Annotated in this window: 16 protein-coding genes; 10 read left to right on the forward strand and 6 right to left on the reverse strand. The window is 70.2% G+C overall.

Annotated features, from left to right (window positions below):
• Positions 1-30: 30 nt before the first annotated feature.
• The gene (locus tag OHA77_RS06560; RefSeq protein ID WP_406316839.1) at positions 31-882 is read right to left on the reverse strand and encodes an alpha/beta fold hydrolase; all 852 of its coding nucleotides are present in this window, start codon (positions 880-882) and stop codon (positions 31-33) included.
• 53 nt (positions 883-935) lie between these two features.
• Between OHA77_RS06560 and OHA77_RS06565 the strand changes: the two genes are divergently transcribed.
• A complete protein-coding gene (locus OHA77_RS06565; RefSeq protein ID WP_326821563.1) occupies positions 936-1,388 on the forward strand; it encodes a MarR family winged helix-turn-helix transcriptional regulator in 453 nt (150 codons plus the stop codon).
• A 347-nt stretch (positions 1,389-1,735) separates the two neighbouring features.
• The gene (locus OHA77_RS06570) at positions 1,736-2,608 is read left to right on the forward strand and encodes a serine protein kinase RIO (protein WP_406316841.1); all 873 of its coding nucleotides are present in this window, start codon (positions 1,736-1,738) and stop codon (positions 2,606-2,608) included.
• 301 nt (positions 2,609-2,909) lie between these two features.
• Here OHA77_RS06570 and uvrB read toward each other — a convergent pair whose 3' ends face one another.
• Complete coding sequence (gene uvrB / locus OHA77_RS06575; RefSeq protein WP_406316842.1) at positions 2,910-5,021, reverse strand: excinuclease ABC subunit UvrB; 2,112 nt, start codon at positions 5,019-5,021, stop codon at positions 2,910-2,912.
• A gap of 172 nt (positions 5,022-5,193) precedes the next feature.
• Here uvrB and OHA77_RS06580 point away from each other — a divergent pair, with 172 nt between their 5' ends.
• From OHA77_RS06580 to OHA77_RS06605, 6 genes are all read left to right on the forward strand, one after another.
• On the forward strand, positions 5,194-6,807 hold the full coding sequence (locus OHA77_RS06580; protein ID WP_326821560.1) for an SPFH domain-containing protein: 1,614 nt from the start codon (positions 5,194-5,196) through the stop codon (positions 6,805-6,807).
• A 1-nt stretch (position 6,808) separates the two neighbouring features.
• Entirely contained in the window at positions 6,809-8,056 is a 1,248-nt protein-coding gene (locus tag OHA77_RS06585) for an SPFH domain-containing protein (RefSeq protein ID WP_326821559.1), read from the forward strand.
• Between the two features lie 26 nt (positions 8,057-8,082).
• Positions 8,083-8,856, forward strand: a complete 774-nt coding sequence (locus OHA77_RS06590; protein WP_406316844.1) for a sporulation protein — start codon at positions 8,083-8,085, stop codon at positions 8,854-8,856.
• 215 nt (positions 8,857-9,071) lie between these two features.
• Positions 9,072-10,124, forward strand: a complete 1,053-nt coding sequence (locus OHA77_RS06595) for a hypothetical protein (protein ID WP_406316845.1) — start codon at positions 9,072-9,074, stop codon at positions 10,122-10,124.
• Positions 10,124-10,765 carry a hypothetical protein gene (locus OHA77_RS06600; protein ID WP_406316847.1) on the forward strand — a complete coding sequence of 214 codons (642 nt, stop codon included), beginning with the start codon at positions 10,124-10,126 and terminating at the stop codon, positions 10,763-10,765. The genes OHA77_RS06595 and OHA77_RS06600 overlap by 1 nt, the downstream gene beginning before the upstream one ends.
• Before the next feature lie 67 nt (positions 10,766-10,832).
• Positions 10,833-11,651: an inositol monophosphatase family protein gene (locus OHA77_RS06605; RefSeq protein ID WP_406316849.1), complete on the forward strand. Its 819-nt coding sequence runs from the start codon at positions 10,833-10,835 to the stop codon at positions 11,649-11,651.
• On the opposite strand, the gene OHA77_RS06610 is transcribed toward OHA77_RS06605, so the two are convergent.
• Positions 11,641-12,831: an SLC13 family permease gene (locus tag OHA77_RS06610; protein ID WP_326821554.1), complete on the reverse strand. Its 1,191-nt coding sequence runs from the start codon at positions 12,829-12,831 to the stop codon at positions 11,641-11,643. The genes OHA77_RS06605 and OHA77_RS06610 overlap by 11 nt on opposite strands.
• A 108-nt stretch (positions 12,832-12,939) precedes the next feature.
• Between OHA77_RS06610 and OHA77_RS06615 the strand changes: the two genes are divergently transcribed.
• Both OHA77_RS06615 and OHA77_RS06620 read left to right on the forward strand, forming a co-directional pair.
• Positions 12,940-18,633, forward strand: a complete 5,694-nt coding sequence (locus tag OHA77_RS06615) for a TIR domain-containing protein (protein WP_406316850.1) — start codon at positions 12,940-12,942, stop codon at positions 18,631-18,633.
• A gap of 85 nt (positions 18,634-18,718) precedes the next feature.
• A complete protein-coding gene (locus tag OHA77_RS06620) occupies positions 18,719-19,732 on the forward strand; it encodes a hypothetical protein (protein WP_406316852.1) in 1,014 nt (337 codons plus the stop codon).
• Positions 19,733-19,797: 65 nt separating this feature from the next.
• Here OHA77_RS06620 and coaE read toward each other — a convergent pair whose 3' ends face one another.
• From coaE to rpsA, 3 genes are all read right to left on the reverse strand, one after another.
• Positions 19,798-20,394 carry a dephospho-CoA kinase gene (gene coaE, locus OHA77_RS06625; RefSeq protein ID WP_406316854.1) on the reverse strand — a complete coding sequence of 199 codons (597 nt, stop codon included), beginning with the start codon at positions 20,392-20,394 and terminating at the stop codon, positions 19,798-19,800.
• A 209-nt stretch (positions 20,395-20,603) separates the two neighbouring features.
• Positions 20,604-21,065, reverse strand: a complete 462-nt coding sequence (locus OHA77_RS06630) for a GNAT family N-acetyltransferase (RefSeq protein ID WP_326821551.1) — start codon at positions 21,063-21,065, stop codon at positions 20,604-20,606.
• 89 nt (positions 21,066-21,154) lie between these two features.
• Positions 21,155-22,660 (reverse strand): 30S ribosomal protein S1, encoded by a 1,506-nt coding sequence (gene rpsA, locus OHA77_RS06635; protein ID WP_326821550.1) that lies wholly within the window; start codon positions 22,658-22,660, stop codon positions 21,155-21,157.
• Positions 22,661-22,852: the final 192 nt, after the last annotated feature.

Below are 22,852 nucleotides of genomic sequence, written 5' to 3' on the forward strand. Positions count from 1 at the left end.
CTCGAAACCACTCAGCAAGTCGATGCGGAGCTACCGGGTAGCGAACTCACGGATGAGTCGCCACACCTCGGCGGGTGCTTCTTCTGGCGCAAAGTGGCCCGCTCCTGGTACTACAGCCGTGGTCAGGTTCTCGATCCCGGCTTCACGGAATCCGGCTGCGTAGGTCGCGATGTCGCCTCCCTCGCTCTGGCCTCGTAGGTAGAGCAGCGGGGTGCGAATGGCCGCGGCGGAAGCGGTGTTGTCTCGGGCATCTTGAGCAAATGCCCGGTAGAAGTCGAATCCGGCGGTGAGAGAGGCATCACTGCTGTAAGCAGCGGCGTGGGCGGCACGCGACTCCGGGCCGATCTTCGATGGGTCGACTGACAAGACGTCGTAGAAGTAGCCGAAGTACTCGGCCTGATGTCCCTGCACCAGCGTCTCGGGCAGTGTCGGCACATTGTGCAGGCCGAAGTGCCAGATATAGGGATTCTTGAGAACGTCGGTCCACGGCTCCACTCCGGGGATCACCGTGTTCATGATGACGACGCGAGCGGTCTGAGGGTATCGGCGGAGGTAGGCGTAGGCCACCATCCCTCCGGCGTCGTGACCTACCAGGGTGACGTCGGTGAGATTCAGGGCCTGGATCAGCTCGTGGATTCTGGCGGCCACGAGCCGCTTGACGCCCCCGTCTCCTGTGGCGGTTGACTGGCCCACCCCCGGCAGGTCGATGGCGATGGCGCGGGCGTCTGGTGCGGCCAGGGTCATGACGTCCGTCCAAGCCTGCCACGATTCCGGCCAGCCGTGCAGGAACAGGTACGGCCGACTGCGCGGGTCGCCGGCCTCGACGACGTGCAGCGTGCCGTCTCCGGTGTTCAGGTGGGTGTGACGCAGCTCAATAGACATGTTTCATGTATATCGAAAGACATGATTCATGTCTATTTGCTAGTGTGGAGGCCATGAATGGAAGCAGCGAAGACCGTCCCGCGTTCGAGCGCGGCACCGGCTTTCTGCTGGCGCGTCTGGGATCACTGGCCGCACGCTCGTGGACGGCATTCCTGACCGCCCACGAGCTGTCCCAGAGCCAGCACTCGATACTTGTGGTGCTCAAGGATCAGGGACCCATCGGCCAGCAGCACCTCGCGCACCTGGTCGCCATGGACGCCCGCAACATCGTGCCGGTGCTGGATCTGCTGGCCGCCAAAGAACTGATCAAGCGACAGCCCGACCCGGCAGACGGCCGCCGCCGTATGATCACCCTCACCGCCCACGGGAAGACGCTCGCCGACACCATCACCGCCGCGGCAGCCTTGGGCCAAGACGACTTCCTCAGTGTGCTGGACGACCAGGACCGTAGGCACCTCAACGACCTCCTCCGGAGGCTTTACGACGCACACGTCCACAAGCCCTGACCAGAACCAAGCGTCCATCGAAACAACCGGGCAAACGTTGCCTGATGCGGGTCGGCAGCCCATTCCGAGCCTCATGATCAACCCTCACAGGATCGACGCGGCACTGCACCAGGGACGGAAGTGCCTTGTCCGTCCGCTCTCATAGGGCGGGCGGATAAATGGCTTGCGGCAGGTCGGGACGGCCCCGCATAATCGTCGACGTCGATCATCCGGCGCCCGCTGTGCGCCGTGAACGAAGGGAGGGTGACCGTGGCTGCTTTCTTCTCTCATGCCCGCAAGTCCTCTCCCACCGGTCCTCGCTGACCTGATCGCCGCACCGGTGGGCCTCTCGATCCGGAGAACCCGCAGTGCCGAAGCATCCCGAACACCGCCGCCGTGGCAAGTACGCGCTCGATGACGACGACGTCGAATGGCTTGCCAACACCCCCGAGGACCTCGACGGACCGCCGTCCGGCGACCGCTGGTCCACCTGGGACCTGAGCACCCCCACCGAGCGCGGCCCCCGGCCGCATCCCGAGTGGCTCGTCACCGAACTGGCCGCCGTCGACACCGAACTCGGCATCCTGAAGACCGGCAAGGAAGCCGACGTCCATCTCATCTCGCGAGGCGTCCCGGACACCGACCGGGTCTGCCTGCTGGCCGCCAAGCGCTACCGCTCGGCGGAGAACCGCCTCTTCCATCGCGACGCCGGATATCTGGAAGGACGCGGCGAGCGGGACAGCCGGATCAGCCGGGCGATGGCCAGCCGATCCCGGTTCGGCAAGCAGATGATCGCCGGGCAGTGGGCCGGCGCCGAGTTCGCGGCGCTGTGCCGACTGCGGGGGCTGGGGGTGCCCGTGCCGTACCCGGTGCAGATCGTCGGCACCGAGATCCTGGAGGAGTTCGTCGGCACTCCCGACGGCTTCGCCGCACCCCGCCTGGCCGCCGTCTCCGAGGGGCTGGCGGAGCTGTGGGAGCAGCTCGTGGACGCCATGGTGGTCCTGGCCCGCGAGGGCCTGGCTCATGGGGACCTGTCGCCCTACAACATCCTCGTCCACGAGGACCGGCTGGTCATCATCGACCTGCCGCAGATCGTGGACGTGGTGGCCCACCCTGTCGGCGCGGAGTTTCTCGACCGCGACGCCCGCAACGTCGCCACCTGGTTCGCCGGGCGTGGCGTGGCCGCGGCCGATGCCGGATCGCTGGCCGCACTCCTGCGGGCCGAGGCCCGGCTGTCCTGACCGGCGACCGGCGGCGCCGCGCCGGTATCCGCCGCCTGTGCGGGCGGCGGATACCGGCGCTCATGCTCCTAGCCGTCCGCGCGGGCGGTGGATCGGCGCTCCTTCTCCAGGAGAGCCGGCCGTCTCAGGCCGCGATCGACGCTGGGCCCGCCCCCGAGACTCCGGCCAGATCAGGAGACCCGGCCACGTCAGGTGACCTCGGCTCCGTCAGGTGACCTCGGCCGGATCAGGAGACCTCGGCTCCGTCAGGTGCCCCGACCACGTCAGGTGACCTCGGCCGGATCAGGTGACATCGGCTCCGTCAGGAGACCCCGGCCTCGCGCATGTCGCGGACCTCGCGCTTGAGCTCCTTGATCTCGTCGCGGAGCCGGGCGGCCACCTCGAACTGCAGGTCGGTGGCGGCCTGGTGCATCTGGTCGGTGAGCGACTCGACCAGCGCCTCCAGCTGGGCCCGGGGCATCTCCCCCGCGATCGCCTTGGCGTGCTGGCCGGCCTGTTTGACCGCGAAGCCGGGGACCGGGGCCTTGCCGCGTGACTGCTGGCGACCGCTGCCGCCGAGAAGCTGGGCGGTGTCGGCGTCCTCCCGGTTGAGCGAGTCGAGGATGTCGGCGATCTTCTTCCGGAGCGGCTGCGGGTCGATGCCGTTGGCCTCGTTGTAGGCCGTCTGCTTGGCCCGGCGCCGGTTGGTCTCGTCGATCGCCCGCTCCATCGAGGGGGTGATGCGGTCGGCGTACATGTGCACCTGGCCGGAGACGTTACGGGCCGCGCGGCCGATGGTCTGGATCAGCGAGGTCTCCGAGCGCAGGAAGCCCTCCTTGTCCGCGTCCAGGATGGCCACCAGCGAGACCTCCGGCAGGTCGAGGCCCTCACGGAGCAGGTTGATACCGACCAGGACGTCGAACTCCCCCATCCGCAGCTCCCGGAGCAGCTCGATGCGGCGCAGGGTGTCGACCTCGCTGTGCAGGTAGCGGACCCGGATGCCGAGCTCCAGGAGGTAGTCGGTGAGGTCCTCGGACATCTTCTTGGTGAGCGTGGTGACCAGGACCCGCTCGTCCTTCTCGGTCCTGGTCCTGATCTCGTGGACCAGGTCGTCGATCTGGGACTTCGTCGGCTTGACGATCACCTCGGGGTCGACCAGGCCGGTCGGCCGGATGACCTGCTCCACCACGTCGCCCTTGGAACGGCCCAGCTCGTAGCTGCCCGGGGTGGCCGACAGGTAGACGGTCTGGCCGATCCGCTCCAGGAACTCCTCCCATTTGAGCGGGCGGTTGTCCATCGCCGACGGCAGGCGGAAGCCGTGCTCGACGAGCGTGCGCTTGCGGGAGGCGTCGCCTTCGTACATCGCGCCGATCTGCGGCACGGTCTGGTGCGACTCGTCCAGGACGAGCAGGAAGTCTTCGGGGAAGTAGTCGAGCAGGGTGTTGGGGGCGCTGCCCGGCTCGCGGTCGTCCATGTGGCGGGAGTAGTTCTCGATGCCGGAGCAGGTGCCGATCTGGCGCATCATCTCCAGGTCGTAGGTGGTGCGCATGCGCAGTCGCTGGGCCTCCAGGAGCTTGCCCTGCCGCTCCATCGTCTCCAGGGTCTGGGCCAGCTCGGCCTCGATGCCCCGGACGGCCTTCTCCATCCGCTCGGTGCCCGCGACGTAGTGGGAGGCGGGGAAGATGTAGAGCTCGGTGTCCTCCGTGATCACCTCGCCGGTCAGCGGGTGCATGGTGGAGAGCTTCTCGATCTCGTCGCCGAACATCTCGATGCGCACCGCGAGCTCTTCGTACTTCGGGATGATCTCGATCGTGTCGCCGCGCACCCGGAAGGTGCCCCGGGTGAAGGCCAGGTCGTTGCGGGTGTACTGCATGTCGACCAGCCGGCGCAGCAGCCTGTCGCGCTCGATCTCCTGGCCGACCTTGAGCCGGGTCATCCGGTCGACGTACTCCTGCGGGGTGCCCAGGCCGTAGATGCACGACACCGACGCCACCACGATCGTGTCGCGGCGGGTCAGCAGCGAGTTGGTCGCCGAGTGGCGCAGCCGTTCGACCTCGTCGTTGATCGACGAGTCCTTCTCGATGTAGGTGTCGCTCTGCGGGACGTACGCCTCGGGCTGGTAGTAGTCGTAGTAGGAGACGAAGTATTCGACCGCGTTGTTGGGCATCATCTCGCGCAGTTCGTTGGCGAACTGCGCGGCGAGCGTCTTGTTGGGCTGGATGACCAGGGTCGGCCGCTGCAGCCGCTCGATCAGCCAGGCGACCGTGGCGGTCTTGCCCGTGCCGGTGGCGCCCAGCAGGACGTTGTCCACCGCACCGGCCTTCACCCGCCGCTCGAGCTCGGCGATCGCGGTGGGCTGGTCGCCCGAAGGGGTCATGTCGGTGACGACCTCGAAGGGAGCCACCTTGCGCTGCAAATCAGTTACCGGCCTCACTCCACCCACTGTAGGTGGAGCCACCGACATTCCTTCTCGTCCGGGAGCGGGCCGTCCCTTTCAATCATCCAGCAAGCGTTCCGCAAGCCGGATGCCCTTCACTGTTCCGCGTGCAGCCACTTACGAATCGTGATATATCGGACGTTCGCTACATATCTACTCCGGAGGTTTGATGTCCCGGCCAAGAGAGGCGATGCGGACGGCGGTGGCCGCCGCGCAGGCGATAGGGCAGGGCGGCGATCCGCGGCAGGTGGTGGGCCAGCTCGCCGGTCAGGTGGCGGGCCAGGTCATGGGCCAGGGATCCGGCGAACCGGGGTTCTCCCTCAATCCGGGCGACTTCCTGGCCGCCCGCGAGCAGGGCGTGTCCGTGAGCACGGTCATCGAGGCCCGCACCGCGTCGCTGAACGAGGCCGGTGAGATCGTCAACCGCAGCTTCACCGGCACCGGCCCGGACGGCGAGGCGGCCCATGTGATCTCGCCGGTGGTGATCCCCAAGGGCACCACGGCCCGGGTGGTCATCCCCCTGGTCGTGCTGGCGGCACTCGGCCTGGTCGGACTGGCCGCCACCGGCCTCATCCCCGGTGCGCGGGTGCTGTTCGGGCCGCACTACTGGGCCGTGCTGGTGCTGGCCGCCGCGTTCCTGTGGTGGCGGCGGAGCGTGGTCATGGTGCCCGAGGGCTGCAGAGCCCTGATCACCAAGTTCGGCAAGCTCGTGCAGATCGCCGAACCGGGCAGGGTGACCCTGTTCAATCCGTGGAAGCGGGTCAGCTACATCGTCAACACCACCCGTGAGTATCCCTTCAACGCACCCATCCGCGAGGCCCCGACCCAGCAGGGCGTCAAGGCCAGCGTGGACCTGTTCCTGCAGTTCCGGATCGAGGACCCCGCCGAGTTCATCTTCGTCCTCGGCTCGGTCGGCGGTTTCCAGGCCAAGCTGCAGAACGCCATCAGCGAGGTCACCCGCTCCCTCATCTACGCCCAGCGCGCCGAGGACATCTACGACCTGGTCGGCGAGAGCACCATGGGCATGCTGGACAACCTCAACCAGCAGTTCCTGCCCGCCGTACGGCTCACCGACGTGAACATCACCCACGCCGAGCCGTCCAGCCAGGAGTACCGGATGGACCTGGCCGCCCCGGAGATGATCAGGGTCGCCAAGGAGGCGTACACCTACGAGTACGAACTCCAGCTGCGCAAGGAGCAGAACGAGGGCGACCTGATCAAGGAGCTCGCCGGGCTGCAGGAGCAGCTCTCGGCCATCCACGCCGAGATCGCCGGATACCAGGCCCGGATGGACACCGCGCTGGAGCGCGCGTCCCACCAGGCGAAGGCGCAGGGCGGCCAGCGGCTGGTGGAGGCGGAGTCCACCGCCAAGGCCAACGCGGCGCTGCTGGAGGCGCAGGCGCTGGACATCCGCGCGCTCAGCGCCGCCGAGGCCCCCGAGATCCTGGACTACCGGTTCCAGCAGGACCTGCTCGACAAGCTGGAGTCGGTCGCCTCCCACCTGCCCCACGTGGTGCAGATCGGCGAGTCCGTCGACATCGACCTGCTCGTCCTGGCCAGGCAGCTGGTCGGCAGCCGGGAGACGCAGCTGTTCTCCGAGGCGGACATGGCGGCGATCAGAGGACGGATCACCGAGATCGGCAAGCGGGTCGAGGACCGCGACGCGGAGATCGACGCCCTGCTCAACCCGGTCACCGAGACCGCGCTCCCCATCGCGGGCGGAGCTCCGCAGCCGACGGTGCCCGCCGCGCGGGAGACCGCACAGGAAGAAGAGGAGGTCTGAGGTGAGCAGAGAGTTCTCCAAGATCAAGGAATCCCTGGCCTCCTGGTCGGAGATCCGCCAGCTGCTGCGCGGCGGCGAGTCCGGCCAGCTCGTCCCGGTGGTCATCCCCAAGGACCGCCGCGGCTTCGCCTGGGTGACGCTGCTGTTCCTCGCCCTCTACCTGGCCGGTACGGCACTGCTGGCCGGCGGGGTGTTCTCCGCCCTCGCCGCGCTCGGCGCGGTGCTGTCCCTGCTCGCGGCGCTGGTCTGGCTCTGGCGCCGGGCGATCATCGAGATCGAGGAGGGCACCACCGGGGTGCGCAGCCGGTGGGGGGCGATCGTGGGCACCCTGCCCCCGGGCCGCCACTACCTGTGGCTGCCGTGGGACCGGGTGGACGCGGTGGTGGACACCTCCACCGAGATCCCCTACTCCGCCCCGATCGTCGCCTGCCCGACCGCGGAGAACGTGCCGCTGAAGTCGATCGAGTTCTTCCTGAAGTTCCGCATCGTCGACCCCGTCGCCTTCGTCCGGACGATCGGCGCGGGCAACTTCGACCTGGTGCTCAGCAGCGCCGTACAGGACGCCATCCGCCAGCGCAGCCGCCTGGTGCACACCGAACGCGCCTACGACCTGCGCGGCTCCGACGTCGGCGACATGCAGGAGCTGCTGACCCGCCAGCTCGGCCGGTACGGCGTGAAGATCACCGGTGCCAACATCCCGGACGTGCAGCTTCCCGACCAGTACCAGCAGCACCTGGCCACCCGCGAGAAGGTGGCCAAGGAGCTGTCGGCCTTCGAACGGGAGTGGGAGCTCACCCGCAAGCGGCGGATCGACACGCTGCTGATGGAGATCGAGCGCTCCAAGAAGACGCGGGACGCCCGCATCGTGGAGGTGCGGGCAGCCGCCAACACCGCGCGCAAAGACGTCGCCCGCATGCTGGAGGAGCACGAGACCGAGGCGCAGCGGGTGCGCTGGGAGATCGAGGCCAAGGGGCGGGCCGAGCTCACCTCCGCGGAGAACGAGGCCAAGGGGCTGCGCCGGCTGGCCGACTCCTACCGGGACAACCGCGCCGTGCTCCAGTACGAGCTGGCCCGGCGCCGCCTGGACGTGGGGGCCCGGCTCGCCGAGAACGCCCCGCGCCCCGTCGTCGTCCGCACCGACGGCGGATCCGGGGAGTCCTCCGCACTGTCGACCATGCTCCTGGCCCAGATCCTGCCGCAGCTCGGCCGCGGGAACGGTCAGATCAGGCCGCCCGTTGAACCCAACTGAAACCCTCTATCCCCTGGGAGTGCCCGATGGTGTTCCGTAAGCTGATGGCCGCGTTCGGCGCGGGCGTCGAAGTCGACACGGTCCTGAACAACTCCGGCGTCCGCCCCGGAGAGGTCCTGCGGGGGCAGGTCAACTTCCGCGGCGGCGGCTCCGACTACAAGGTCGAGGGCATCTTCATCGACCTCACCGCGGTGGTCGAGGTCGAGAGCGGCGACAACGAGCACCGATCGACCTACAGCTTCCTGCGCCAGCAGGTCGCCGGCCCGTTCCATCTCCCCGCGGGCGCCCAGCAGTCGGCCCCCTTCGAGATCCCCGTGCCGTGGGAGACCCCGATCAGCGCCGTGGGCGGCCATCCGCTGCGCGGCATGCAGCTGGGCGTCTCCACCGAGCTGGCCCTGGCCGGGTCGCTGGACAAGGGCGACCTCGACCCGCTGTTCGTCAGCCCGCTGCCCGCCCAGGACCACGTGCTCGCCGCACTGGACGGCGCGGGCTTCCGCTTCAAGAAGGCCGACCTGGAGCGCGGCACCCTGCGCGGCTCGCGGATGCCGTTCTTCCAGGAGATCGAGTACTACGCGGGCCACGAGTACGCCCGGCACTTCAACGAGCTGGAGCTGACCTTCATCGCCGGTCCGCAGGCGATGGACGTCATCCTGGAGGCCGACAAGCGCGGCGGCTTCCTGACTTCCAGCCACGACACCTACAACCGGTTCACGGTCCGCTACAGCGACCACCCGGGGCAGGTGGAGCAGTCGCTCCGCGCCGGCCTGCACGCCATGGCCCAGCGGCGTGGCTGGTTCTGATCCCTCTCCGGTGGCTGCCGGACGACGGTCCACGCACTCCGCGGAGGCGGAGGGCGGGCGGGCGTCCGGCGGACCACCCGGGGTGACGGGGTGTGACGCCCCCGAGTGTCCCGATGCCCGCCTGTCAGGGCCCGGACGACCCGGGCGCCGCCGCCCCGGCGGCTGCGGCAGGTGATCACCCCACCCCTGGAGTACGGCCCGGTTCTCGATCTACCATGGCGGCGGGGCTGACCGGCGGCCGGACGGACGGGGCGTACATGGGGCGGATGGCACGGTTCGGGGCATGGCTCGGTAAGAACATCGACGGTTTCGTCGCGCTGCTGCTCGCCGTGGGCGTCGGTGTGGTGGGCCTGCTGGACGACTCGATCGACAAGGCCCTGCGCGACCAGGTGATCGAGTCCGGCACCCTGCTGGTGCTGGCGCTGCTGACCACCGCCATCCTGCGGGACCGCTGGCGCCAGGAGCCGGCCGAGAAGGCGATGCGGGAGAGCTTCGCCAGGACCGTGACGCTGCCGGAGCGGCTGGAACGGCTGGAGGGCGTGGTCTCCGGGGCCGGCCGGGCACTGCAGGACCTGTCGATCGTGAACGTGCTCAACGGCCCCGAGGAGATCGCCAGAGCACACGCGGAGGCACGCGCAGACACCGACCGCTGGATCTTCAAGGGCGGCACGGGCACCTACCTGCGCGCGGTGACGCTGCCCGAATGCGTCGCGGCCGCCCGCCGGGAACGGCGCGCGCTGCTGATGCGCCTGGAGATCATCGACCCGGGCGACGAACGGGTCTGCGAGGCCTACGCCCGTTTCCGCCGGTCGATGTCGCAGGAGCCGGACGGCACGGGAGAGGTCTGGACGCCCGAGCGCACCCGCAAGGAGGCCTTCGGCACCATCCTCGCGGGCTGCTGGCATCACCAGCGGTTCGGGCTGCTGGAGCTCCACATCGGGCTGTCGGCCACCATGACGACGTTCCGGTGGGACCTGTCCTCCTCGTCGCTGATCATCACCGGGGAGGATCCCCGCCGCGCGCTCATCACCCGCAGGGGCTCCTTCTACTACGACAGCTGCACCACCGAGCTGATGGCAAGCCTGGAGCAGGCCAGGCGGGTTCCGGTCGAGCTGGCCCGGTCGGTCCCGCTCAGCGAGGAGCCCACGATCGAGGAGGTGCGCAGACTGTTCGAGACCCTCGGTCTGCCACTCCCCCGGTCCTACACCGACAGGGACATCGCCGACCTCACGCGAAAGGCGCTTCGGGCCAAGAACCCGTATCTGTGATGAGATACCAGGATCTGTATGACGCGATGATCGGCGGCACGGCCCGCGAATCCCTGCCCGGCTGGGCGCGGAGAGTGCTCGAAGCCATCGGCTCCGGCGACTCGCCGATCATCGGTGTACGCCATCCGCTGGGCTTCCTCTGCCTGCCGCTGGAGCGGACCGAGGAGTACGGCGTGTGCGTGCACATCTGGTCCGGCGCGCTCCCGCACGCCGCGTCCACCACCTCCCAGATCCACTGCCACAGCTGGGACCTGCTCAGCCACGTGCTGTACGGCCAGGTGGAGAACGTACGCGCCGACGTCGGCGACACGGTCTCCGCCGTCACCCACCGGGTTTTCGAGGTGGTCAGCGGGGCCGACGGCGACCGCATCCGGCCGACCCCGCGCACCGTGCGGTGCTCCCCCGGGATGAGCGAGGTGTACGGTCCTGGCGAGACCTACGCGCTGCCCGCCGGGGTGTTCCACGCCAGCGTGGTCCCCGGCGGGGAGAGCGCGACCATCGCACTGGGCCGGGGACGCCCCGGCCGCAGCGACCTGTCCCTGGGCCCGCCCGACCTCGGCGCCCATCTCGTCCCCCGCCGGCACTGCGATCCGCGGGAGACCGCCCGGGCCGCGCTGCACGCCGCCGACCGTCTGCCCTAGCCACCCGCCGGGACGCGCGCCCGCTCCGGCGGGACGCCCGGCCCGCGGCACCACCGAGGAGGACCGCATGCTCCAGGAGACGGATCTCGAGCACGCCCGCCGGATCGCCGTCGAGGCCGCGGAGGCCGCGGGCCGGCTGATCGTCGCGGGCACCCGGGGAACCATCGAGATCAACGCCAAGGGCGATGACGGCGACGTGGTCACCGACCTGGATCTGGCCGCGGAGAAGCTGCTGCTGGAACGGGTGCTGACCGCCTTCCCCGGCCATGCGGTGATCGCCGAGGAGTCGGGCGAGCTGGGCGACGCGGAGTCGGAGTGGACCTGGGTCATCGACCCGCTCGACGGCACCAACAACGTCGCGATCGGCCTCCCCCTGTACGCCGTGGGCCTGGCCCTGTGCCGGCACGGACGACCCGAGCTGGGAGTCGTGCACGAGCCCGTGACCGGCAGGACGTGGTCGGCCGTCCGGGGCCGGGGGGCGCTCGGCCCCGGTGGACCGCTGTCCGCCCCGCCCCACCGGCCTGCCGGCGGCGGCCCCGTACTGGCCTGGATCCAGGGGTACGGCGTACGGCGCGGCGACACCGTGGCCTGCGCGCTGAAGGCGGGGCTGGACAGGCGTGCCCGCCGGGTGCTGCGGCTCTGGGCCCCGTTGCTGGCCTGGGTGATGCTCGCCCGGGGCGACATCGACGGGATCGTCGGCTACCAGACCGGGATCGTCGACCTGCCGGGCGGTCTGCTGATCGCGCAGGAGGCCGGGGCGGTGGTCAGCGCCTTCGACGGCACTCCCTTCGACTGCGCTCCGCTGACCGGAGGCGGGCGCGACTTCGTCGCGAGCCGGGCAGGGCTCCAGGAGGAGCTGCTGGAGGCGGTCCGGGTCAGCCGGTGAGCAGCAGCACGCCCACGGTCGCGGCCACGCCCACCACCGCCAGCCCCGCCCCGGCCAGCACGAAGGTGACCAGCGGCACGCGCACCCCGCGACGGCGGCACCACTCGAACCACAGCAGGGTGGCGAGCGAGGCCCATGGGGTGATCACCGGCCCAATGTTCGTGCCGGTGAGCAGGGCCAGCAGCTGTTCCTGGTTCCCGACCGGGATGACCTTCTCCACCGCGGTGTAGGCGGGCAGGTTGTTGATCAGGTTGGACAGCCCCGCTCCCACGGCCGCCGCCCGGTAGGCGCCGTCGCCGTCGCCGTCGGTCCCGGCCAGGGCGCCCATCAGTCCGGCCAGGCCGTACCGGCTCAGGGTGGGCACCACCAGGAACAGGCCGGTGACGAAGACGAGAAGCTGCCAGGGGAACAGCGCGAAGGTGAGTTTGGACCTGTCGCGCCAGGCGAAAGCGGCGATCATCAGCACCGCCGAGACCAGGGCGGCCGCCTGGATCGGCAGCCCCAGCAGGATCGCGGCGATGAACAGCGCGCACACCGTGGCGGCCGTCCGGAACAGCAGCGGGTCGGCGACCGGCACCGGGGACGGCGGATCGTAACGGTCGGCGCCGCGCCTGCCACGCCGCCAGAAGAACGTCCACAGGAAGGCCATGGTGACCGCGACGGAGACGAGCTGCGGCAGCCAGAGCCGCCCGGCGAACTCCTGGGTGGACATGCCGAGCCGCTCCATGGCCAGCAGGTTCGTCAGGTTCGAGACCGGCAGCAGCAGGCTGGCGGTGTTGGCCAGCCAGACGGTCGTCATGGCCAGCGGAAGCGCGGCGATCCCGGCCCTGGCCGCCAGGGCGAGCATGACGGGCGTCAGCAGCACCGCCGTGGTGTCCAGGTTCAGGAACATGGTGACCAGTGACGCGAAGGCCGTGCACAGCAGGAAGAGCGCGGCGTAGTTTCCCCGGCCCACCACCGCCAGCCGGGTCGCGATCACATCGAAGACCTGGGCCTCCTTGACCAGCTCCGCCAGCACGATCACGGCGCCGAGGAACAGCAGGATGGGCGCGATGCGCGCCAGCTCACCTCGGGCCTCCTCGGCCGGCAGCAGGCCGGTGACGACGGACAGGACGCCGACCACCAGCAGGCCGATCCGGATCCAGTCCAGCACGCTCAGTCGCCGCAGCACACCGCCCATGATCTACGAGATCGGCCAAGATCGCACGCCCTTGATCAAACCCCTCCAAATCCCCGTCCCCACAGGGAATACTGAACTCCGGAGACGGTGGCGAGGGGTGCAGACGCGATGGTACGGGACGACAGACCGGTCGACATCTTCGTCAGTTACTCCCCCGCCGACGAACGCTGGGCCTCGTGGATCGCGTGGGAGCTGGAGGCCGCCGGATACCGGACCATGATCCAGGCCTGGGACTTCGTGCCGGGAACCCAGTTCATCGAGTTCATGGACCGGGGTGTCAGCGAGGCCGCGCTGGTGGTGGCGGTGCTGTCGCGCAACTACCTCAGATCCCGCTGGGGGCGGATGGAGTGGCAGGCCGCGCTCCGCGCCGACCCGGAGAACCCCTCCAACAAGCTGGTCACGGTCCGGCTGGAGGACTGCCCGCTGGAGGGGTTGCTGTCCACGATCACCTGGGTGGACCTGGTCGGGGTGGCCGACCCCGACCAGGCGCGGGCCCTGCTGCTGAACCGGATCGGCCAGGCACTGGCGGGCCGGGCCAAACCGCTGGACCGGCCGTCGTTCCCCAACGGCCCCGCGACCATCCCCGGCGAGATACTGCCCGCACCGGTCCGGCACCGGCCTGCCCGCGCCCGCCGTACCCCGGTGGCGCCGCCCGCGTATCCCGCCGGGCCGTCGGCGCACACCCCGCGCGAGTCGATCACGCTGCTGCACGTGGCGGGCCCCCGGTTCGGCCGGGGACTGGCCGCCGAGGACGAGCCGCTGACGGCCGAGGAGCTGCAGCCGAGGATCTGGGCCGACATGACCCGGCTGCGGGACGCCGGGGTGCCGCGGCCGGATCTGCTGGTCGTGACCGGGGACCTGACCGAGTCGGGCAGCCGCCGGGAGTTCGGCGAGGCCGCGACGTTCCTGACCGGACTGCGGGTGCTGCTCGGGCTGGAGCCGCAGCGGCTGATCGTCGTCCCGGGGCCCCGGGACGTGACGAAGGCCGCGTCGCGGGCGTACTTCAGCAACTGCGAGGCCGACGACGTGCACCCGCAGCCGCCGTACTGGCCCAAGTGGCGGCACTTCACCGGCCTGTTCGAGGAGCTCTACCTCGGACTCGACGGTCCGGAGTTCGACAGCGCCCAGCCGTGGACGCTCTTCGCCGTCCCCGACCTGAAGGTCGTGGTGGCCGGGCTGAACTCCACCATGGCCATGAGCCACCGCGAGGAGGACCGGTACGGCTACCTGGGCGAGGCACAGGCCGCGTGGTTCGCCGAACGGCTGCGGCCGTTCGAGGAGGCGGGCTGGCTGCGGGTCGGCGCCGTCGCCCATCCGCCCTCGCCGGCCCACCTGCGGGACGCGGCGACCCTTGACCACCTGCTGGCCAGGAGGCTGAACCTGCTGTTGCACGGAGCCGGCGAGGGCGGCCCGGACGACCTGCTCTGCCTGCCCGCTCCCGCCCCCGGCCGCCACCGGCTCGTCGAGCTGACATCCGACGGCCTGCGCCGCTGGGATCGCGACCGCGACGACCCCGTTCCCGCTGAGAAGCTGGCACGCCGCTGGACCGCGACGGGGCTGACGTTCTCCTCCGGAGGCGTCGCACCGGCCGCACTGCCGCCGCAGGACCGGCCCGCGGCGGCCGAGCCCGAGCGGGCGGCAGGCCCGACCGCACTGCTGCTGGACCGGATCGCGGAGGTCTGCGAGGCCCGGCACGAGCGCGTCAAGATCAGAAAAGTGCCGGGCGACGTCCCGCAACTCCTGGTCACCTATCCCGAAGACGGCTTCGTCCGGCAGCTGCGGATAGGCGCGCACGCCGGGGAGCTGAGCCTTCCGGACGTGGAGGCCTTCGCCGGGCAGGTGCACGCCTCCGGGCTGGAGCACGGCGCCGAGCTGGTCTACCAGGGGCCGCCGCCCGCGCGGGCACTGCGCGAGGAGATGACCCGGCGAGGGCTGCGGCTGCGCAGCTTCACCGAGTTCCAGGGACTGCTCGACCTGACCGGATACGTGGCCGACCAGACGGCGCGGCTGCGCGCCGACCGGCGCTACCCGAAGGAGCTGTACGTGCCGCAGCGCTTCCGGGAGCTGGACCGTCCGGGCCTGGGCGTCCGGGAGGGGCTCACCGACGAGCTGCTCCGGCTGCTGGCCACCGACCACGGCCGGTTCCTGCTGGTGCTGGGTGACTTCGGGCACGGCAAGACCTTCGCCCTGCGGGAGCTGGCCAGGCGGATCCCGGTGGAGCTGCCCCATCTGGTGCCGATCCTGATCGAGCTCCGCGCGCTGGACAAGGCGCACTCGTTGGACGGGCTGGTCGCCGCGCACCTGGCCAACCACGGCGAGGACGTCATCGACCTGAAGGCCTTCCACTACCTGCTCCGCCAGGGCCGCATCGTGCTGCTGTTCGACGGGTTCGACGAACTGGTGACCCGGGTGACCTACGACCGGGCCGCCGACCACCTGGACACGCTGCTCCAGGCCACCGAGGACAGGGCGAAGATCGTCGTGGCCAGCCGTACCCAGCACTTCGCGTCCAGCACCCAGGTGCTCACCAAGCTCGGCGAGAAGGTGGGGGTCCTCCCGCAACGGCGGCTGCTCAGCGTGGAGGACTTCACCCGCCCGCAGATCCACTCCTATCTCGTCAACCGCTACGACGGCGACGAGGGCGCGGCCGGGAACCGGTTCTCGCTGATGAGCGAGATCGAGGACCTGCTCGGTCTGGCGGCCAACCCGCGCATGCTCAGTTTCATCGCCGACCTCGACGACCGGCGGCTGGCCACCGTCGCCAAGGCCCGGCACACCCTCAGCGCGGCACTGCTGTACGAGGAGATCCTCGGCTCCTGGCTCGCCTTCGAGGAGCACAGGGTGCGGGACGTGCCGGGCTCGCCCGCCGGGCTGCGGGCCGGGGAGCTGTGGCAGGCGGTGACCACGCTGGCGCTGCGGCTGTGGGAGAGCGGGGAGGCCTACCTGCGGCCCGCGGAGCTCGCCGAGGTCGCCGGGACGCTGACCGGCCTGGCGGACGGACAGCTGTCGGGCGAGCAGACCGCGCACGCGGTGGGGGCCGGCAGCCTGATGGTCCGCACCGAGGAGGGCCTGTTCGGGTTCATCCACTCGTCGGTCATGGAGTGGCTGGTCGCCCGGTACATCGCCACGACCTTCGCCGACCCGGTGATACTCGCGCGCAGGCCGCTGACGCAGCTCACCGTGGAGTTCCTGTGCGACCTGGCCGACGTGCGCGCCTGCCAGTCCTGGGCCGCCGGGATCCTCGCCGACCCCACCGCGCCCGACGTCTCCCGGACCAACGCCATCAAGATCACCACACGGCTGCGCACCCCGTCCATGACCGACCTGCGCGGCGCCGACCTGCGCGGCGAGGACCTGTCGGCACGCGACCTGCGTGAGGTGGACCTCACCGGCGCGAACCTGACCGACGCCGTCCTGGTCGGGACCGACCTGTCGCGCGCCGTGCTCCGCGACGCACGGCTGGTCGGGGCCCGGCTGGACGACGCCCGGCTCACCGGAGCCGACCTGCGCGGCGCCGATCTGACCCGGGCCCGGCTGTCCAGGGCGGATCTGCGGGACGTGTCGCTGGCGGGCAGCCGCTGGCAGCGGGCCGCGCTGATCGACGTCACCGGCACGGTGGCCGGCATCCCCGAACTGCGCGGCGCCGCGATCGCACCGGGTCATCCGGTGGAGACCCAGCTGGCCCCGGCCACACTCGGCGTGCCGTACGGCCATCACTTCCAGACCAGCAGGCTGCCCGAACCCATCGCCTACAGCCCTGACGGGGAGACCGTGGTGATCGGCAGCGACGACGGCGGGGTGCTGCTCTGCGAGAGCGGCACGGGCCTGCCGATCAGGAACCTGCCGGGGCATCGGGGTCGGGTCTACGCCGTCACCTTCAGCCGCTCGGGCGACCTGCTCGCCACCGGGGCGAGCGACGGCACGGTCCGGCTCTGGGACCCGGTCACCGCGAGCGCCTCCCATGTGCTCACCGGTCACCGCGACGGGGTGTGGCCGGTGGTGTTCGGTCCCACCGGGCGGTTGATAGCCGCAGGCGGAGCCGACGGCGCCGTGCGGATCTGGGACACCGCCACCGGCCTGCCGTACCGGGAGTTCCCCGGCCATCTGGCGCCGATCTACACGGCGGCGTTCGACGCGGGCGGTGACACGCTCGTCACCGGCGACGCGAGCGGAACGGTCCGGATGTGGGACGTGCGGACCGGTGAGCTCATCAGAGCCCTGACCGGGCAGCACGGCTCCGTCTACCGCATCGCCTACGACCCCGGTGGCACGCTGCTGGCCGCGGGCGACCGTGAAGGCGTGGTGCGGATCTGGGATCCCCGGGACGGGCGGGTGCTGCACGAGCTGACCGGGCACACCGGCAGCGTCTACGCGCTGGCCTTCGCCCCCTCCGGCCGGCTGCTGGCGACCGGCGACACCGACGGCGAGATCCGGCTCTGGGATCCGGTGTCGGGCGCCTCACGGGGTGTGCGCGCCGGCCACCGGGCGGCCGTCTACCAGGTCGGGTTCAGCCCGGACGGCTCGGTGCTGGCCAGCTCGGACGCGGGCGGCGCCGTCCACCTGCGGGGCGTCGACGTCGACGGGGAACGGGTGGAGCTGACCGGGCACCGCGGCACCGTCTGGCCGTTCGTGTTCCGGCCCGACGGCGGTCAGCTGGCCACCAGCAGCAACGACGGCACCGTCCGCCTGTGGGATCCGGTCAAAGGGCGATGCCAGCGCGTCCTGCGCGGCCACGGCCGCAAGATCACCTCGGTGCGGTTCAGCGGCGACGGGAGGATGCTGGCGACCAGCGGCAACGACGGGGTCGTACGGATCTGGGAGCCGCGTACCGGCCGCCGCCTGCGGGAGTTCACCGGGCAGGCGGACCGGCTCATCTCCGCTGCCTTCAGCCCGGCCGGGCCCATGCTCGCCGCCGCGAGCAACGACGGCGGCGTGCACTTCTGGAACGCCGCCACCGGCGACTACGAGCGCGAACTGGACGTCGAGACCGACCACGTGTGGGCGGAGGCGTTCAGCCCCGGCGGAGAGCACATCGCCACCGCCAACGACGACGACAACGTCTGCGTCTGGTACCGGGCGACGGGCCGCCAGGTGACCAAGCTCGCCGGGCACCACGGCCGGGTCCGCTCCATCGCCTTCAACCCGGACGGCCGCCACCTGGCCACCGGCTGCGACGACCGGCTGGTGCGGATCTGGAACATCGAGACCGGGGAGTGCGTCGCGGTCCTGGAGGGCCACACCGACCGGGTCTACTCGGTGGCCTTCAGCCCGGACGGGGTACGGCTGGCCAGCGCGAGCAACGACGGTGACGCCCGCGTGTGGGACCTGCGCCCCGGGCCCCGCTGGCAGGCGCGGCTCGCGCACGCCATCACCCGCCACTCGGGGCGGCTGTGGACCGTCGCCTTCAGTCCGGACGGCTCGCTCCTGGCCACCGGCGGCGACGACCTGACCGTGCGGCTCTGGGACGCCGAGACCGGCCGGCACCTGCACGCGCTGACCGGGCACACCCGCCGGATCTGGTCGGTGGCCTTCGCCCCGGCGGGGGACCTGCTGGCCAGCGCGGGAGACGACGGCGTGGTGGTCCTGTGGGACCTCCGGCCCGGTGCGGCCCCCACCCAGCGGGCCACCCTCCTCGGCCTGCCGGAGGGATGGGCCGCGATCGCCCCGGACGGCCGTTACAAGCTGTCGGGCGAGGTGGCCGGGCAGTTCTGGTACGTCATCGGCACCCGCAGGTTCGAGCCGGGAGAGCTGGACACCTACCTGTCGGCGATCCGCCGGATCGCCCTGGACGCGGAGTTCTGAACACGTTCCCCGGCCGAGGACCGGCGGGTTAGCATTCGGATCACGAGAACGGACGTCGCGGGTCAGCCCACATCAAGGTGGCAGAATGCGGATCGCTCAACGGCTCCACAACTCCCTGCGCAGCGCATGGGAGAACTTCGATCTCGTCGTGGTCTTCCTGGTCGCACTGATCGTGGGCGCACTCGACGTGCTGAACGCGGTCGACGGTGCGAACGCGGCGGGCGCGATCCTGCCGGTGCTGGCCGCGCTGGCGTTCGCCTGGCTCCGTGACCGTTCGCGCAGCACCAAACTCTCCCAGCAGGTCGCGGTGGTGGTCGCCGGCACCGGTGACATCAGGGATCTGCTGAGCGCCACCGAGGGCACCCGCACCCTCACGGGTTCGGCCATCAGCCTGGAGCTCGCCGAAGCCCGGCTCGACACCGACCGCTGGCTGTTCAAGGGCGGCACCGGCACCTACACGCGCGCCGTCACCCTGCCCGAGTGCATCACCATCTCGCTGCGCAAGCGCCGTCCGCTGGAGTTCCGGATCGAGATCCTCGATCCCACCGACGACAGACTGTGCACCCAGTACACCCAGTTGCACCAGGAACTGGCGGCGCCCGGTGCCGAGGAGAAGAACTGGACCGCCGAGGGCACCCGCAAGGACCTGTACGCCACGATCCTGGCCGCCTGCTGGTACCGGGAACGTTACCGGCAGATCCTCGATCTGGAGGTCCGGCTCTCCGGCACGATGACGCTGTTCCGCTGGGACATGTCGGGTAGTCGTCTGATCATCACCCAGCGCGGGCCGCGCTTTCCGGCCGTCGTGTTCACCCGGGACAGCCCGCACTACAACCTCTGGCGGACCGAACTGCGGACCAGCCTCAGCCAGGCTCGCCGGGTGCCCGTGGAGGAGGCCACCCCGCTCGGCGTGGAGCCGACGGCGGAGGAGGCGAGGCTGTTGTTCGACGCCCTACGGCTGCCGTTGCCGGCGGGGTATGAGGATCACGACGTCGCGGAGATCGTCACGCAGGCGTTGAACCACATGGATCCCTATCGGGATCAGGTGGCCGCCGTCTCTCCCGGTGTTCCCGCCCAGGCGGCCGGAGGCCGCGGCTGACGCCGTCGGCACGGACGGGTGGCGGCGGCGCCTCGGGGCCCGTCACGGGCCGGTGTCCGCCTCGCTCAGCCGTTGCGGGCCGACAGCTCGGCCCAGACCTCGTCCGCCCTGACCTCCAGTTCCTCCAGCGCCCCTTCGTTCGGCACCACGAGGTCGGCGACCTTCAGCCGGTCCTCGCGGGCCGCCTGGGCCGCGATGCGGGCCCGGGCGTCCTGCTCGCTCATGCCGCGCCGTTCGACCAGCCGGGTGATCCGGACGTCGTCGGCGGCGTCGACGACGATCACCACGTCGTACATCGGGGCGAGGCCGTTCTCCGCCAGCAGCGGCACGTCGTAGACCACGATCGCGCCGTCGTCCGCCTGGTGCTGCAGCTCGGCGACCCGCTCCCCGACCAGCGGATGCACGATGGCGTTGAGCGCGGCCAGCTTCTCGGAGTCGGCGAAGACGATCGAACCGAGCTTCTCCCGGTTGAGCGACCCGTCCTCGCGCAGCACCTCGTCCCCGAAGACTCCGACGACGCGCGCCAGCCCGGCGGTTCCGGGCTCGACCACCTCACGGGCGATCTTGTCGGCGTCGATGACCACGGCCCCTCTGGCCGCCAGCCGCCGTGACACCTCGCTCTTTCCCGACCCGATCCCGCCGGTGAGACCCACTTTCAACATGATCCGCAGCATACGCGGTACGGCCCGGCCCCCGAGCGGGACTCCGGGACTCCGGGACTCCGGGACTCCGGGACTCCGGGACTCCGGGACTCCGGGACTCCGGGACTCCGGGACTCCGGGACTCCGGGACTCCGGGACTCCGGGACTCCGGGACGATGATCATCCGTCGCGAAGGATGACCAGGACGGTGATCGACGATTCTTTGCGATTCATGGCTGGAGGTCGCGGCGCATGTGGATCAGGGTCAGGTGGTCGCTCATCCGCTCCCGGCGCGTCTCGCGGTAACCGTGGCGGCGGTAGAGCCGCAGGTTGCCCTCGGACAGGTGCCCGGTGGACAGGTCGAACGCCGAAGCGGCGGCCACCTCGTCGTGCAGGGCCGTCAGCAGGGTGCCGCCCACTCCCCGGCCCTGCGCGTCCGGCGCCACCACCAGACGGCCGACCAGGCAGGTCGTGGCGGACATCTGGCCGCGGACCGCGCCGACGATCCGCCCGCCTTCACGGGCGACGAGCACCGTCGCGGTCTCGACGGCCTTGCGGACCTGCCCGACGGACTCCACCAGGGGCGGGATGAACGGATCGCCGTAAAGCTGGGCCTCGGTGACGTACGCGGCCCGCTGCACGGTCAGGATCTCGCCGGCGTCCTCGGGCTCCGCCCATTCGATCACGGTCACGGCGCAACCCTAGCGGAGACACCGAAAAGGGCCCCGCCGAGGCGGGGCCCTTCCGTCGGGATCCTCAGATCCCTAGTGCTTCACCTGCGTCAGCTCTGGCCGCCCGCGAGCTTCTCGCGCAGAGCCGCGAGAGCCTCGTCGGAGGCGAGGGCACCCGCCGCCGGAGCAGAAGAGCTGCTGGAGCTGGAGCTGGAGCTCGAACCACCGGCAGCCGGGGTCTCACCGGAGTAGGACGTGGGGGCAGCCTCGCCCGCCTCGGCCTCGGCCTTGCGGGCCTCCTCCACCTGCTTCTTGTGAGCCTCGAAACGGGTCTGGGCCTCGGCGTACTGCCGCTCCCACTCGTCACGCTGCTTCTCGAAGCCCTCGAGCCACTCGCTCGTCTCGGAGTCGAAGCCCTCGGGGTAGATGTAGTTGCCCTGGTCGTCGTAGGTCGCTGCCATGCCGTACAGCGTGGGGTCGAACTCGATGTCGGCACCGGCCGCGCTCTCGTTCGCCTGCTTGAGCGACAGCGAGATCCGGCGACGCTCCAGGTCAATGTCTATGATCTTGACGAAGATCTCTTCGCCGACCTGGACGACCTGCTCGGGGATCTCGACGTGGCGCTCGGCCAGCTCGGAGATGTGGACCAGGCCCTCGATGCCCTCTTCGACGCGGACGAACGCACCGAACGGCACCAGCTTGGTGACCCGGCCGGGAACGACCTGACCGATCTGGTGGGTGCGGGCGAACTGCTGCCAGGGGTCCTCCTGCGTCGCCTTGAGCGACAGGGAGACCCGCTCGCGCTCCATGTCGACGTCGAGAACCTCGACGGTGACTTCCTGGCCGACCTCGACAACCTCGGAGGGGTGGTCGATGTGCTTCCAGGAGAGCTCGGAGACGTGGACCAGACCGTCGACGCCGCCCAGGTCCACGAAGGCACCGAAGTTGACGATCGAGGAGACGACGCCCTTGCGGACCTGACCCTTCTGCAGGGTGTTGAGGAACGTCTGGCGCACCTCGGACTGGGTCTGCTCAAGCCAGGCGCGGCGGGAGAGAACCACGTTGTTGCGGTTCTTGTCCAGCTCTATGATCTTCGCTTCGAGCTCACGGCCGACGTACGGCTGGAGGTCGCGGACACGACGCATCTCGACCAGGGACGCCGGCAGGAAGCCACGGAGACCGATGTCGAGGATGAGACCACCCTTGACGACCTCGATGACGGTGCCGGTGACGATGCCGTCCTCGTCCTTGATCTTCTCGATCGTGCCCCAGGCCCGCTCGTACTGAGCGCGCTTCTTGGACAGGATCAGACGCCCTTCCTTGTCCTCCTTCTGGAGAACCAGGGCCTCGACGTGCTCGCCAACCTCGACGACGTCCGCGGGGTCGACATCGTGCTTGATCGAGAGCTCACGCGAGGGGATGACACCCTCGGTCTTGTAGCCGATGTCGAGCAAAACTTCATCTCGATCGACCTTGACGACGGTGCCCTCGACGATGTCGCCGTCGTTGAAGTACTTGATGGTCAGATCGATCGCTGCGAGGAAGTCTTCCTCGGAACCGATGTCGTTGACCGCTACCTGCGGGGTGCTCGAGGTGGCCTCGGTGCTGCTCGTCATGTGTGGAATTGCTCCGAACGCGGACAGATGTCGATGTGGCGAACACGCGGCAGGCCTCTTATCGTTCAGCCGAAGAAATCCATCGGCGTGACGAGCGCGAGCCCACTCCGTCCGAGACACGCGCGAGCCCACAGCGCAGCGATCAGCATATGAGACCAGACGAGTCTGGTCAATCCGAAGGCACGACACGCC

The organism is Streptosporangium sp. NBC_01639 (assembly GCF_045209755.1).
Lineage (GTDB): Bacteria > Actinomycetota > Actinomycetes > Streptosporangiales > Streptosporangiaceae > Streptosporangium.

Coding starts and splice junctions, on each gene's coding strand:
- OHA77_RS06590 (WP_406316844.1), top strand. CDS start 8,083: ATGGTGTTCCGTAAGCTGATGGCCGCGTTCGGCGCGGGCGTCGAAGTC.
- OHA77_RS06615 (WP_406316850.1), top strand. CDS start 12,940: ATGGTACGGGACGACAGACCGGTCGACATCTTCGTCAGTTACTCCCCC.
- coaE (WP_406316854.1), bottom strand. CDS start 20,394: ATGTTGAAAGTGGGTCTCACCGGCGGGATCGGGTCGGGAAAGAGCGAG.
- OHA77_RS06580 (WP_326821560.1), top strand. CDS start 5,194: ATGTCCCGGCCAAGAGAGGCGATGCGGACGGCGGTGGCCGCCGCGCAG.
- OHA77_RS06595 (WP_406316845.1), top strand. CDS start 9,072: ATGGCGGCGGGGCTGACCGGCGGCCGGACGGACGGGGCGTACATGGGG.
- OHA77_RS06560 (WP_406316839.1), bottom strand. CDS start 882: ATGTCTATTGAGCTGCGTCACACCCACCTGAACACCGGAGACGGCACG.
- OHA77_RS06600 (WP_406316847.1), top strand. CDS start 10,124: ATGAGATACCAGGATCTGTATGACGCGATGATCGGCGGCACGGCCCGC.
- OHA77_RS06605 (WP_406316849.1), top strand. CDS start 10,833: ATGCTCCAGGAGACGGATCTCGAGCACGCCCGCCGGATCGCCGTCGAG.
- rpsA (WP_326821550.1), bottom strand. CDS start 22,660: ATGACGAGCAGCACCGAGGCCACCTCGAGCACCCCGCAGGTAGCGGTC.
- OHA77_RS06610 (WP_326821554.1), bottom strand. CDS start 12,831: ATGGGCGGTGTGCTGCGGCGACTGAGCGTGCTGGACTGGATCCGGATC.
- OHA77_RS06565 (WP_326821563.1), top strand. CDS start 936: ATGAATGGAAGCAGCGAAGACCGTCCCGCGTTCGAGCGCGGCACCGGC.
- OHA77_RS06620 (WP_406316852.1), top strand. CDS start 18,719: ATGCGGATCGCTCAACGGCTCCACAACTCCCTGCGCAGCGCATGGGAG.